Annotated in this window: 14 protein-coding genes; 10 read left to right on the top strand and 4 right to left on the bottom strand. The window is 64.4% G+C overall.

The genetic code is table 11. The features are described 5' to 3' along the window. Nucleotides 1-21: 21 nt before the first annotated feature. Complete coding sequence (locus B0G71_RS19450) at nucleotides 22-435, bottom strand: general secretion pathway protein GspC (protein WP_106284950.1); 414 nt, start codon at nucleotides 433-435, stop codon at nucleotides 22-24. 173 nt (nucleotides 436-608) lie between these two features. Here B0G71_RS19450 and gspG point away from each other — a divergent pair, with 173 nt between their 5' ends. The 8 genes from gspG (at nucleotide 609) to B0G71_RS19410 (ending at nucleotide 7381) form a co-directional block, all read left to right on the top strand. Further along, nucleotides 609-1073 (top strand): type II secretion system major pseudopilin GspG, encoded by a 465-nt coding sequence (gene gspG / locus B0G71_RS19445; protein ID WP_106284905.1) that lies wholly within the window; start codon nucleotides 609-611, stop codon nucleotides 1071-1073. 106 nt (nucleotides 1074-1179) lie between these two features. Continuing rightward, nucleotides 1180-1761: a GspH/FimT family pseudopilin gene (locus B0G71_RS19440; RefSeq protein ID WP_116143526.1), complete on the top strand. Its 582-nt coding sequence runs from the start codon at nucleotides 1180-1182 to the stop codon at nucleotides 1759-1761. A 1-nt stretch (nucleotide 1762) separates the two neighbouring features. Then, nucleotides 1763-2179 (top strand): type II secretion system minor pseudopilin GspI, encoded by a 417-nt coding sequence (gspI, locus tag B0G71_RS19435; RefSeq protein WP_106284906.1) that lies wholly within the window; start codon nucleotides 1763-1765, stop codon nucleotides 2177-2179. Next, the gene (locus B0G71_RS19430) at nucleotides 2157-2843 is read left to right on the top strand and encodes a type II secretion system protein J (RefSeq protein WP_116143524.1); all 687 of its coding nucleotides are present in this window, start codon (nucleotides 2157-2159) and stop codon (nucleotides 2841-2843) included. The genes gspI and B0G71_RS19430 overlap by 23 nt, the downstream gene beginning before the upstream one ends. 490 nt (nucleotides 2844-3333) lie before the next feature. Continuing rightward, nucleotides 3334-4611: a type II secretion system minor pseudopilin GspK gene (gspK, locus tag B0G71_RS19425; protein ID WP_181916796.1), complete on the top strand. Its 1278-nt coding sequence runs from the start codon at nucleotides 3334-3336 to the stop codon at nucleotides 4609-4611. 28 nt (nucleotides 4612-4639) lie between these two features. Beyond that, nucleotides 4640-6067 (top strand): type II secretion system protein GspL, encoded by a 1428-nt coding sequence (gene gspL / locus B0G71_RS19420; protein ID WP_116143522.1) that lies wholly within the window; start codon nucleotides 4640-4642, stop codon nucleotides 6065-6067. Then, entirely contained in the window at nucleotides 6064-6567 is a 504-nt protein-coding gene (locus B0G71_RS19415) for a type II secretion system protein M (RefSeq protein WP_116143520.1), read from the top strand. The genes gspL and B0G71_RS19415 overlap by 4 nt, the downstream gene beginning before the upstream one ends. Nucleotides 6568-6601: 34 nt before the next feature. Continuing rightward, nucleotides 6602-7381, top strand: a complete 780-nt coding sequence (locus B0G71_RS19410; RefSeq protein WP_116143518.1) for a type II secretion system protein N — start codon at nucleotides 6602-6604, stop codon at nucleotides 7379-7381. Nucleotides 7382-7592: 211 nt separating this feature from the next. On the opposite strand, the gene B0G71_RS19405 is transcribed toward B0G71_RS19410, so the two are convergent. Next, the gene (locus B0G71_RS19405; RefSeq protein ID WP_116143516.1) at nucleotides 7593-9164 is read right to left on the bottom strand and encodes an efflux transporter outer membrane subunit; all 1572 of its coding nucleotides are present in this window, start codon (nucleotides 9162-9164) and stop codon (nucleotides 7593-7595) included. Nucleotides 9165-9351: 187 nt separating this feature from the next. Continuing rightward, entirely contained in the window at nucleotides 9352-9723 is a 372-nt protein-coding gene (locus tag B0G71_RS19400) for a hypothetical protein (protein WP_116143514.1), read from the bottom strand. Between the two features lie 251 nt (nucleotides 9724-9974). Between B0G71_RS19400 and B0G71_RS19395 the strand changes: the two genes are divergently transcribed. Together B0G71_RS19395 and B0G71_RS19390 are read left to right on the top strand one after the other, a co-directional pair. Continuing rightward, nucleotides 9975-10517 (top strand): MarR family winged helix-turn-helix transcriptional regulator, encoded by a 543-nt coding sequence (locus tag B0G71_RS19395; protein ID WP_116143512.1) that lies wholly within the window; start codon nucleotides 9975-9977, stop codon nucleotides 10515-10517. A gap of 133 nt (nucleotides 10518-10650) precedes the next feature. Then, nucleotides 10651-12213 carry a DHA2 family efflux MFS transporter permease subunit gene (locus B0G71_RS19390; RefSeq protein ID WP_116143510.1) on the top strand — a complete coding sequence of 521 codons (1563 nt, stop codon included), beginning with the start codon at nucleotides 10651-10653 and terminating at the stop codon, nucleotides 12211-12213. A gap of 79 nt (nucleotides 12214-12292) precedes the next feature. Here the strand turns inward: B0G71_RS19390 and B0G71_RS19385 are convergent, their stop codons facing one another. Then, complete coding sequence (locus B0G71_RS19385; RefSeq protein WP_181916919.1) at nucleotides 12293-12793, bottom strand: hypothetical protein; 501 nt, start codon at nucleotides 12791-12793, stop codon at nucleotides 12293-12295. Nucleotides 12794-12860: the final 67 nt, after the last annotated feature.

Raw genomic sequence — 12860 nt, 5'->3', positions numbered from 1 at the left:
CTGCTGTGCAGCGCCCGGGCTTCAGCGCACGTAGATCGTCGGGCCTGCGGGATTGGCCGGCAGGAACACTTCTGAATGCGCGCCATTGCGGTCGATGATGATTGAGCGGGCGCGGACTTCGGAGAGTTTGGTGCCTTTCATCAGCGCGCTGCCGAGCGACACCGCATGCGGCGGTTCGCCGCCCACGCTGACGATGGCCGCGGCGCCTTCCCGCAAAGCGAGGATGCCGAACAGCCGCACGTCCTGGTTGGCGTTGCGCGTGAGTTGGCCGCCGAATAGCGTGGCAGCCTGCTCGGTCGAGATCTGCGCGTGCGCGGCGGCTGCGGGCAACGGCGCACCGGACAACGTGCTGAGCGTGATGACCCAGTAGGTGAGCGTCGCGCAGAACACGGCGAACAGCGCGAGCGACAGAAGGCGGATTTGGATGGCGTTCATGCGCATCATTGTACGGACTATTGTGAAAATTGCGTTGGGCTGAAAGCGCCTTCTCACGACCCTTCAACTGCATGACATTAAAATGACCGGCCGGGCGTGTTCAATGGCACCCTGATTGCCAAAACGCGAATCCCGCCGAGTCAAAAATTTCACCTGAAAAGAGGTAGCAAGCTATGCAACTGTCGACCACTCGCCGTCATGACATCGCGGGTCCGCGCAGCCGTCGCCAACGCGGGTTCACGCTGATCGAAATCATGGTCGTGATCGCGATTCTGGGCATTCTGGCCGCGTTGATCGTGCCGAAGATCATGAGCCGTCCCGACGAAGCGCGCCGTGTCGCCGCCAAGCAGGATATCGGCACGATGATGCAGGCGCTGAAACTCTATCGTCTGGATAACGGCCGTTATCCGACGCAGGAGCAAGGCTTGCGCGCGCTGATCGAAAAACCGGCCACGGACCCGGTGCCGAGCAACTGGAAAGACGGCGGTTACCTGGAGCGTCTGCCGAACGATCCGTGGGGCAACGCTTACCAGTATCTGAATCCGGGCGTGCACGGCGAGATCGACGTGTTCAGCTACGGCGCTGACGGTAAAGCGGGCGGCGAAGGCAACGACGCCGACGTCGGCTCGTGGCAGTAGGCGTTCGATGAGTTGGTGTTTTCATGCGTGCGGCGGGATTGAACCTCGCACGTTCCTGTCGATGCATCGTCGTTTGATTTTGAGTTGATCGTTCGTGGCCGGCACTATGCGATTGTCCCCTTGCAAGTCCCGTGTGGACACGCCCTGTACGGCTCCGTTGCCGCGCGCGGCGTGGGCTGGCGCGCGCTCGCAAGGCGTGCGTCACCCGCGTGAGGCGGGCCGGCCCGGCGGCGGCAAACGCGCGGCGGGTTTCACACTGCTCGAAATGCTGGTGGTGCTGGTGATTGCGGGCCTGCTGGTGTCCTTGACCGCGTTGACGATGACACGTAATCCGCGCACCGATCTGAACGAGGAAGCGCAGCGTCTCGCGCTGCTGTTCGAATCGGCTGGCGACGAAGCGCAGGTGCGCGCGCGGCCGATCGCCTGGCAACCGCTCGATGGCGGCTTTCGTTTCGACCTGCGCACCGAAGACGGCTGGCGTCCGCTGCGTGACGATCTGCTGGGGCCGCGCCGTTGGGAAGGCGGCGTGACCGGGGTGAGCATCAGCTATCCGGGTTCGGATTCGCAGCCCAGCCGTATCGTATTCGGCACCGAGGCGATCGACGTGCCCGTGCAGATCACGCTGTTTTCGGCAGCCGGGAGCGCGACGATAGTCGGCACCGGCAATGGCCGCTACGAGGTGCACTGAGATGCGTCGTTGCAGGAGCATGACGGCTCGCGAGAAGGTTCACGGCGCGCAGCGCGGTTTCACGATGATCGAAGTGCTGGTGGCGCTGGCGATCATCGCGGTGGCGTTGGCCGCGTCGTTGCGCGCGGTGGGTAGTCTGGCGAGCGGCGAGGCCGATCTGCACCGCCGTTTGCTGGCGGGCTGGAGCGCGGACAATACCTTGGCGCAACTGCATTTGACGCATGCCTGGCCGAACGTCGGCTCGACGAGTTTCGACTGTTCGCAGGGCAACTTGCAACTGGTCTGTACCGAGCAGGTGACGGCCACGCCGAACCCGGTGTTTCGTCGGGTGGAGGTGATGGTGACGATGCCGGGCGGTTCCGGCAATCTGGCTCAGATGGTGACGGTGGTCGCGAATGAAAACAACCGTTCGCTCTGAGCGCCGCCGCCCGTTGAGGGCAAGGGGCGCGCGTGGTTTCACGCTGATCGAATTGCTGGTGGCGATTGCGATTCTGGCGGTGATAGCCGTGCTGTCGTGGCGCGGGCTCGACCAGATCATTCGCGGCCGGCAGACCATCACGAGCGCGATGGAGGAGGAGCGCGTTTTTGCGCAGCTCTTCGACCAGATGCGGATTGATGCGCGGCAGGCCGCGTCGGATGATGAGGCTGGTCAGGCGGCGGTGTCGGTGTCCGGCAGCGTGTTGCAGATCGTGCGGGAATTCCGGTTGCCGGGCGCGGCGCCGCGGTTGCAGGTGGTGCGGTATCGGGTGTCCGATGGACGCGTGATTCGATATGCGTCGCCGCCGTTGGCGAATATGGGGGACTTGCGGCGGGCTTTGCGCGGCAGTGAAGGTGAAGGATGGAGTGGGGTGCCGTTGATGGGCGGTGTTGGGTCTATTTCTGCTCAGGTTTATGTGCCTAAGGTGGGGTGGACTACGCAGATGGGTGAAGTGCAGAGTGCCATTACCGAGGCGGACAATAATCTTAAGGTGCCCCAACTGGGGAGCGCGCCGCTGCCGCGGTCGGTGACGGGGTTGCAGGTGAGTGTCGGGGCTAAGTCGTTGGCGCGGCCTGTTACTCGCGTTTTTCTCGTCGGAGAGTGATATGAGGTTCTCGGTTTTGTCTTTCCGACGGGAGTGTTTGGGGGCTTTGGGGTTTTTGCGTGTTGGCCTTTCCTTGAATTCTTTGTGGTCTATTAGCGTTGCCCCTGTGCGGGGCGGCACTTACTTTCTTTGCCGCCGCAAAGAAAGTAAGCAAAGAAAGCGGCTTCACACCGCTAACGTACAAGCGGGTCCCCCGCACAGTCGCGGTAGTGGCGCGATCAACGCACATGCCCTCGCACAGCCAACGGCAGTGACCAGGCAGTCATCCGCTCCGGCGGCGCTGCGCGCGCCGAGCGGCAAGCAATCAAACCAGCAGTCCCTGGCAATGCCGGAGTACGCCTCATGGTATCTCCGGCCTGCTTCGGCGTCCGGGCATGCACCCGCACCTAATTCGGCGCCCCGCCGAGGCGAAGCCGACGGCCCCCGCTTCGCCAAAACGCAGGCACCGAGCTCTACCCTTCCGGCGAGCACGGAGTGCGAGGCGGGAGGTATGACGGCCTTGTCACCGGGGTTGAATGCGCGAGGAGACGGATTCCAGATGGTCCACTACCGTTGCTGTGCGGGGGATCCGCTTAGCATTGGCGGTGTGAAGCGGCTTTCTTTGCCTACTTTCTTTGCCGCGGCAAAGAAAGTAGGTGCCGCCCCGCACAGGGGCGACGCTAATAGACCACAAAGAATTCAAGGAAAGGCCAATAAAACCCAAAAAACCCAAACCGGCGTAGCCATAATCAGCGCATTACTAGTAGTCGCGCTATCAGCGATTCTGGTGTCGGGCATGCTCTGGCGCCAGCAAGTCCAGATCCGAAGGATAGAAAACCAGCGCCTCCTGTCCCAGGCCCAATGGGTAGCCCGCGGCGCGCTAGACTGGACACGCCTGATCCTCCGCTCAGAAGGCGACACATCAGCCGGCATCACATACCTTGGCGGCCTATGGGGCGTCCCAATAGCCAAAACCCGCCTATCCGATTTCCTGGGCCAAATAGGCGAAGTAAGAGCACAACAAGGCGCAGAAACCTACCTGTCGGGATCAATCGAAGACGCCCAGGCAAAATTCAACCTGAGAAACCTGGTCGAAAGCCCAGCCCCAGGCGTGATGCAACTGGACATGGACCAGATCGGCGCCTACCAGCGCCTACTGGCATCACTCGGCGCAAACAGCCAACTGGCAAAAACCACGGCAATCCAGGTCCGCGCGAGCCTCGCACAATCGGCAACCCGTTTCCAGACCATCACCTCGACGAACGGCACCACCGCGACCCCGCCGCCGATCCAGGGCGGCGCCACCGGCGGCAGCTTCACCAACAAACCGGGTATCGAAGACAGCGACGACAGTTCCGCGAACGCGCCGATCCAGATGACCAGCGTCGACTCGTTGCTCGATATCCCCGGCTATACGCCCGAAATGGTCGCGCGCCTGCGCCCCTTCGTCACCGTGCTGCCGACCGTGTCGGCGGTCAACGTGAACACGGCGTCGGCCGAAGTCATCGCGGCGGTCGTGCCGGGAATGAGCGTGTCGACGGCGCAAGCCTTCGTCGCGCGCCGGCAAACGGTGTTTTTCCGCAATGTCGGCGACATACAGCTCGCGTTGCGCGGCGCCGGCGTGCAATCGGTCTCGATCGACCCGAGCGAACTCGACGTCAACTCGAATTACTTCCTCATCCACGGCCGCGTGCAGCACGAACGCGCCGAGGTGGACCGCACGACCCTCGTCTATCGCGATGCATTGACTCACACTACGCGTATCGTGCGAGTAGAAGACCAACTATGAATAACGCTTTTCCCAGAGAGAGTGGCCTTTGAGCACGCTGATCGTTCTATTGCCGCCGCGTGACCCGGCGGTGCCGTCGCAGGAATGGCAACTGCCGGAGTTGCCGTTCGTGCTGCTCGACAAGTCGGGCCGCGCCCAGCGCGCCGGCCGGTCGGCGCTCGCGCTGCTGCCGCGCGCGTCCACCACGGTGCTGATGGTCGCCGCGCGCGATCTGCTGATGATGCCCGCCACACTGCCGCCGCTACGTGGCCCGCGGCTGCGCCAGGCGCTGCCCAATATCGTCGAGGATCAACTGATCCAGGACCCGCAGACCTGTCACATCGCCGTCGACCCGAAACCGCTCGCGGGCGGCCGGCAGTTGCTGGCGATCATCGACCGCGGCTGGTTCCGGTATATCTGCGAATCGTTCGCCAACGCCGGGCATCGCAGTTTGCGCGCGGTGCCGGTCACGCGCTGTCTGCCGCAGGCGGCCGCGCTCGATGCCGATGTGCCCGCCGAAGTCACCGAAACGGTAAATGCCGGTGAGCCGGCCATGGCGGGCGCTGCAGGCGACGCGTCGTTACTGCCGGGCGTCGCGCCGGCGCTAGCGCCCGGCGTCGCGGCTGCGGTGCCGATGGTGGCCGCCGTGCTCGGCGCCGTAGTGCAGACCGCGCCCGCCCTGCTGCTCGAAGGCGTGGCGAACAGCGCAGGCGACCGAGGCGTGCCGCGCGTCGAACTGGCGATTGCGCGCGGCGTGCAGGGCGAAGGGCTGGCAGTGCCCGCCAATGCCGTGAACGCGACGCTCGCCGCGCTCGCCGGGGCGGCGCCGGTCTCGCTGCACATGCTCACCGAAGTGCCCGGCAACGAGCCGAGTCTCGCGCCGAATAGCCCGGCCCGGCTGGCAGCGCACATCCACGGCGCGAGTCCGCTGCCGTTCGAGCAACTGGCGCGGAGCGCGCTGGAGTGCCGCTTCGACCTGTGCCAGTTCGAGTTTGCTTCGCAGCCGTGGCGGCTTGACCGCGCGACGCTGCGGCGTCTGCGGCTGCCGGTGCTGCTCGCAGTCGGCGCGCTGCTGATCGCCATCATCGGTGCAAACGTGCAGTGGCTGATGCTCGCGCGCCAACGCGATGCGATCAACACGCAGATGACCGAATTGCTGCTTAATACCTTCCCCAAAACGACCGTCGTGCTCGACGCGCCCGACCAGATGGCGCGTCAGTTGCAGCAGCTGCGCGTGGCGGCGGGCGAGCTGTCGCCGGACGATTTCCTGCCGCTCGCCGACGGCCTCGCGCGTTCGCTGGCGCCGGCGCCGGTCAACGGCATTGCCGCGCTCGACTATCACGACCGCCGGCTCGACGTGAACTTCAAGCCGGAGGTCAAGCTCGATCCCGATTTCGCCAAGCGCCTTGCGCGCAACGGCCTGAGCGGCGCGATCGACAGCAATACCGGCAAGTGGACCATCAGGAACGGACAATGAAAGCTGAACTCGCTCAAACATGGGCCGGATTCTGGGAGCAGCGCACCGAGCGCGAAAAAGCCCTCCTGACGTGGGGCGGCGGCGTTCTCGCCGTGGTGATCGCGTGGTCGGTGCTGTGGGCGCCGGCGCAGGAAGGCCGCTCGCATCTGCGTGAATCGCTGCCCGCCATGCAGCGTCAGTTGGCGCAGATGACCGCGCAGGCGAACGAAGCGCGTCAACTGTCGGCGGCGGCTCAAGGCGTCGCGCCGACCGGCGCAGCGCTGAAGGACGCGCTGACCGCTTCGCTCAACGATCACGGCCTCGCGGCGACGCAGGTTCAGGTGATCGGCAATGCTGTCCAGATCCAGTTGAAGAACGCGTCGTTCCCGGCATGGACCGTCTGGGTCGACGACGTGCGCAAGCAATTCAAGGTGCAAGTCTCGGAGGCGCACGCCACGGCGCTCAAGGAAGACGGGCAGGTGGACCTGACGGCGTCGTTGCAGCCGTCTACCGCGAAATGACAATAACCGCGACCGCGCCGTCACAGGATCTCGCATGAATTACTGGATGCGGCGCTTGCGCGTCGCGCTGCCTTGGCTGGTGATCGCGGTGCTGTCCGCCGCGGCCGTGATGCTGACGATGCTGCCGGCCGCCTGGATCACCCCGCAGTTCGCCAAGCAGACAGGTGGCCACGTCAATCTGGTCGATCCGGCCGGTTCGCTGTGGCACGGCTCGGCCACGCTGATGCTGGCTGCCGGCTCGGACATGAGCGCGGCGACGCTGCTGCCCGGGCGGATCGAATGGCGCACGGCGTTCTGGCCGCTGTTTACCGGCCGTGTGCGCATGATCATGCGGCACAGCGAAGCAATGCCGGAGCCGATCACCGTCGACGCCACGCCGCGCACCGCGACTGTTACGGCGGGCGCGATCGCCGTGCCGGCTTCGCTGCTGAGCGGTCTTGGCGCGCCCTTTAACACGCTCGATCTGCAGGGCAATGTGCAACTGTCCTGGTCGGACTGGCGCAGCTTCAATCGGGAAGCATTCGGGCAACTGACCGTCACGTTGACCGACGTCAGTTCGCGCGTCTCGCTGGTCAAGCCGCTTGGCTCGTACCGGGTGCTGTTTCAGGCGCAGGGCGAGTCGTCCACGCTCGACCTGACCACCACCAAGGGTCCGTTGATGCTGACCGGCAATGGCACGGTGTCGGCGGCGTCGACGTCGTTTCATGGCACGGCCAGCGCCGCGCCGGAGGCGCGCGACAATCTCGCGGGACTGTTGAACCTGTTGGGGCGGCCGAGCGGGCCAGACACTGTGGCGTTGACGTTCGTGCACTGAGGCGCGCGGTCCGGCTTTACGGCGCACATTGTTGCTTGAGGCGGGGCATCGGCTTCGTTGTGTGCGGTGGCCAGCGCTGCGGCGTAGGAGCGCGATAACCGCGTGGGGCTGCTGGATCCGTTGTGGCGCCGGGCGTCGGCGCAATAAAAAAAGAGGCATGGCCGTGGGATGCGGCCATCCCTCTTTTGCCTTGCCTCGACGGCCGGCGCTTTTACTCGGTATGCATTCGCGACAGCGGCGTCGCCCCGCTTTGCGCGACAGGCGCGGCCGATGACGCCGGCAGCGGCAACGGCGCCGCCACGTCGCCGGTTTCGCGATTCATCTGCGAGACGTCCCAGCCGCCGCCCAGCGCCTTCACCAGACCGACCGACGACACCATCCGCTGCCCGGCGATGTTCTCCAGCTTCTGCTCGGCCGTGAAGGCCGTGGTCTGCGCTGTCAGCACGTTGACGTAGCCGACCGTGCCGGCCTTGTATTCGTTCGTGACGATGGCGAGCGCCTGGCGTGCCGAATCCACCGCTTGCTGCTGCACGACGATTTCCTGTGCGAGGATGCGCTGCGACGCGAGATTGTCCTCGACGTCCTGGAACGCGGCCAGCACCGTTTGACGGTAGGTCGCGACGTCGCCGTCGTAGGCAGCGCGCGCGGCGTCGGTCTGAGCCTGGCGCAGGCCGGCGTCGAACAGCGTTGCGGCGAGCTGCGGTCCGAGCGTCCAGAAGCGCGACGGCGCGGTCAGCAGCTGCGAGAACACCGAATTTTCGAAGCCCCCTGAAGCCGACAGCGTCAGCGACGGGAAGAACGCGGCGATAGCGACGCCGATCTGTTCGTTCGCCGCTGCGGCCTTGCGCTCCGCCGAGGCGATATCCGGACGCCGCTCGAGCAGCGCGGAGGGCATCTGCGCCGGTACGGTGGGCGGCGCGGCGGTGAGCGGCATCGGCGGAATCGAGAAGGTCGAGGCCGGCTCGCCCACCAGAACGGCGATTGCGTGCTCGTCCTGGGCGCGCTGAACGCCGTTGTCGATTGCGGACGCCTGCGCCGATTGCAATTGTGTCTGCGCCTGAATCACGTCGGAGCGCGCGGCAACGCCGGCTGCGTACTGGTTTTGCGTGAGCTGCAGCGAGCGTTGATAGGCCGCGACGGTGTCGTCGAGCAGCTTTTGGGTCGAATCGAGCGCACGCAGCGAGAAGTAGGTCTGGGCGAGCGTGGCCTGGGCCGACAGCCGCGCGTTGGCTAGGTCCGCCGCGGCGCTTTGCTGGCCGGCTTTTTGCGCGTTCACCGAGCGGGTGACCGAACCCCACAGATCCGGCTCCCAGCTTGCGTCGAGTTGCACGTTGAAACTGTTGCCGACGCCGGAGCGGCTCGTCGCGGTGGTCGAATTGCCGCCGGAGGACGTCCCGTTGCCGGAACGCGTGGCACCCGCCGACGCGCCGATAGTCGGGAAATATGCCGCACGCGCCTCGCCGACGAGCGCGCGCGCCTGCCGATAGGCGGCAGCAAACTGGGCGACGGTCTGGTTGGCGGTGTTCAGGCGCTCCTCGAGCGCATTGAGCTGAGGATCTTCGTAAATGCTCCACCAGTCGCCGCGATCCTGCTGATCGGCCGGTTGCGCGACTTTCCAGCCGGGCGCGGCTTCCTTGTACGACGCCGGGATCTCGGCGGCAGGCCGCTTGTAGTCGGGGCCGACCGCGCAAGCCGCCAGCAGGCTGGCGAAGGCCGCGGCCACCGCAATAGTCAGGGCGCGAGGCGCAAGTATCCGCGCGCGCGAGATTCGATCAGACTGCATGCAATGAATTCCTTCTGGACGCCGCGGCACGGCCAATGGCGGCACCGCCGGCCGGGCGAGATCTTGGTCGCCGGAATGTTAGCGTATGAGCCCGCTGGGCGCGGGAAACTGAAAGGGTAATGCGAGGAAGGAGGCAGGTGTGTTACTGACGATGCCGCGAAGGTTACGCGCTGTTACCGGCCAGGCGTTAAACCCGCGATTCCGTCGATTTGGTCCGGCGGGCCAGCTTACCCGCGGCGGCCCGGCACGGCGCATCGCCGCGCGTCTGGCAGACGCCGGCGGGACCGACGTGCTTTTCCGCGCTGGCAGGAACGACAGCGGCGTTCGCCGTAGGCACGGCCGCCGCCACCAACCGGATTTTTGCTGCCCTGGCGCCCTTCTGTCCCCGCCGATGCTCGAACCACGCCAGCACCGCGACGCCGACCGATCCGCCTGGCAAGACGAACAGGACGGCGAACAGCGCGAGTTTCCACCAGCGGTGCGGCCCTTGAAAGGTGCTGAGCGCGGAATCGGTCAGGGAGCGGCTCAGGCCGCCAAGCGTGTTTTTGAGGTACAGCATCGGGGAAATCCTTTTTCGCGCGTCGCGGTCGCGACGGGCAGACAATCGGTCAGAACATGTTTCGGGTGGCGCGGGTCGCGCGTAACTCGTTGCCTATAATAATATTGACTATGCAATTAAATTTCAAGATACTTCCCTCCGCGAACGTCGGCCGTGTTGTTTTCCTGTCGTTCGCGCTATGTGAAATCGAGTTTGACTTGTCTGCTTAGGCAGCTAAAATCCGTTCTGCTCGAGACGTTCCCGGATACACGATGACTGATGGCCCCTACAAGGCAGACGAGATTCATCTCGAATCGAGTCTTGGCTACTACCTGACGAAAGCTCGAAACGTACTGGTCGAGCGGACGGATCGTGCGGTCAAGCCATTGGGACTGACCACGCAGCAGATCGGCGTGATCCTGATGCTGTCATCGCGGCGGGCGAGCACACCGTTCGAGCTGTCGCGCGCCATGTCGTACGACAGCGGATCGATGACGCGTCTGCTCGATCGCCTTGAAAAGAAAGGCTTTATCGCGCGTTCGCGCAGCGAGACCGATCGGCGCATGGTGAAGCTGGAGTTGACGCCGCAAGGTCACGACGCCGCGCGGCAATTGCCCGCTCTCGGCGCGGCGGTGCTGAACGAGCAACTGCGCGGATTTTCGGCCGCCGACCATGCCACGTTGATCGACCTGCTCGGCCGTTTCATCGCAAACGGCATCGACGCGGGCGCGAGCGCGGGATGTGGATTGGGGCCGCAGCAGGAATCGCTGGACGAACCACCCGAAGCGTCGCCGCGGGAACACGGCGAACACTAACTTGGACGCGCTTTTGAGAGCGTCGTCGTCGGAAAATGTCTGTCTGGGCAGAGAGTGATCTGGCATGTAAACACGTTACCTGGTATGGTCGATAAGGCTGCCGCGACAAGCTTTCCGGTTGAGGAGAAGAATGATGAATGCCACGGCTTCCGCCGCCGCCCTACCCGCCGCTGAACCCGCCCCGCTGAAGGGCGGCGCTTTGGCTCTGCTAACGGTCGGACTCGCACTCGGCACGTTTATGGAAGTGCTCGACACGTCGATTGCGAACGTCGCGGTGCCGACCATTTCCGGCAGCCTCGGCGTAGCGACCAGTCAGGGCACCTGGGTGATCTCGTCGTATTCGGTCGCCTCGGCGATTGCGGTGCCGCTGACAGGCTGGCTCGCCCGGCGCGTCGGCGAAGTGAAGCTGTTCACGCTGTCCGTGTTGCTTTTCACGATTGCTTCAGCGCTGTGCGGCTTCGCGCACAACTTCGAATCGCTGATCGCGTTCCGGCTGGTGCAGGGGCTCGTTTCCGGGCCGATGGTGCCGCTCTCGCAGACCATTCTGATGCGCTCGTATCCACCGGAAAAGCGCGGACTTGCGCTGGGTCTATGGGCGATGACGGTGATCTGCGCGCCCATCTTCGGGCCCGTGATGGGCGGCTACATTACCGACAACTACACGTGGCCGTGGATCTTCTATATCAACGTGCCGATCGGTCTGTTCTCGGCGGTTTGCGCGTTCCTGCTGCTGCGCGGCCGTGAGACGAAGACCACGAAACAGCGCATCGACGCGGTCGGCCTCGCGCTGCTCGTGATCGGGGTGTCGTGCCTGCAGATGGTGCTCGACCTGGGCAAGGATCGCGACTGGTTCAACTCGACGTTTATCGTGACGCTGGCGGTTATCGCTGTGGTGTCGCTCGCCTTCATGCTGGTGTGGGAGATGACCGAGAAAGAGCCGGTAGTCGATCTCTCGCTATTCAAGGATCGCAACTTCGCGCTTGGCGTGATAATCGTGTCGTTCGGCTTTATGGCCTTCTTCGGCTCGGTAGTGATTTTCCCGCTCTGGCTGCAAACGGTGATGGGTTACACCGCCGGCCTGGCTGGTCTGGCGACCGCGCCGGTTGGTTTGCTCGCGCTGTTTTTGTCGCCGATGATCGGCAAGAACATGCACCGGCTGAACCTGCGCGTGGTGGCGAGTTTTGCGTTCATCGTGTTCGCGTTCGTCTCGTTCTGGAACTCCACGTTCACGCTCGACGTGCCGTTCAATCATGTGATCTGGCCACGGCTCGTGCAAGGCATCGGCGTCGCCTGCTTCTTCGTGCCGATGACCACCATCACGCTCTCCAGTGTGCCGGATGAACGCCTGGCGAGTGCTTCCGGGCTGTCCAATTTTTTCCGGACCTTGTCGGGTGCGATCGGCACGGCGATTAGCACGACGTACTGGGAGAACGACACGATCCGCCATCACGCGATGCTGACCGATTCGGTCAACGTCTACGCCGCGAACACCAATGCTTATACCAATGCGCTGGCCGGTATCGGGCTCTCCGGCGACGGCATCACGGCGCAGTTGAATCAGGTGGTGACGGCGCAGGCTTATATGATGGCCACTAACGACTTCTTCCGCATTTCCTGCGCGGCGTTTCTCGTGCTCGCGGTGTTGGTGTGGATTACCAAGCCACGCAAGGGCGTAGGCCCGTCAATGGGGCATTAAGGTCTGACGCTGCCTCGAGCGGACGCGCGCCGAAAGAAACGACATTGTTCCTGCAACTTCTCGCGCGCGTCTTCAGCGTTTATTGCGTGACGGCTTCGCCATTCGTCGCCGGGACCGATTGACCCTGCATGCCATCCGGATGCGGCGTCGTCGGCGCGGCTTGCGGGGGTTTAGCGCCACTCTGCGGCGCGCCGGCCGCAGTGCCTCGCACGTATTGCTTGAAGTCGGCGCCGGCTTCCCACGGGTTCGGCTTGCAGCCCATGGAGCCGTCGCAATGCGCGGCGAAGCCGATCGTTGCCGTGCCGTCCGGATTCGCGGCGCGCGTGATCTGATACGCCAGCGCGCGTTTGCCGCCATCCGGGCCGGCGGTCTGAATCAACGTGTCGGTCGAGGCATCGATCTTGTACGTCGAATGGCTCGCCACCCACGCTTGCGCGCGTTGCCACCAGACATCGCATTCCGTCTTGTTCGAACACGTTAGCGGCGTGGTCGCGATCTGCATGACGTCCGGATCGACCTGCCCTTGCGTTGAACATCCCGCCGCCGCTACGCACAGCATGGCCAACAGACTTTTCTTCATCACGTTGAATCCTCCCTCTGTGGTGCGCGTCATGTCAGTTTGGACTACGGCGCGGGGACGGTGTTTC

This window comes from Paraburkholderia sp. BL27I4N3 (genome assembly GCF_003386115.1).
GTDB lineage: Bacteria > Pseudomonadota > Gammaproteobacteria > Burkholderiales > Burkholderiaceae > Paraburkholderia.
This window is presented reverse-complemented; position numbering and strand designations above follow the sequence as displayed.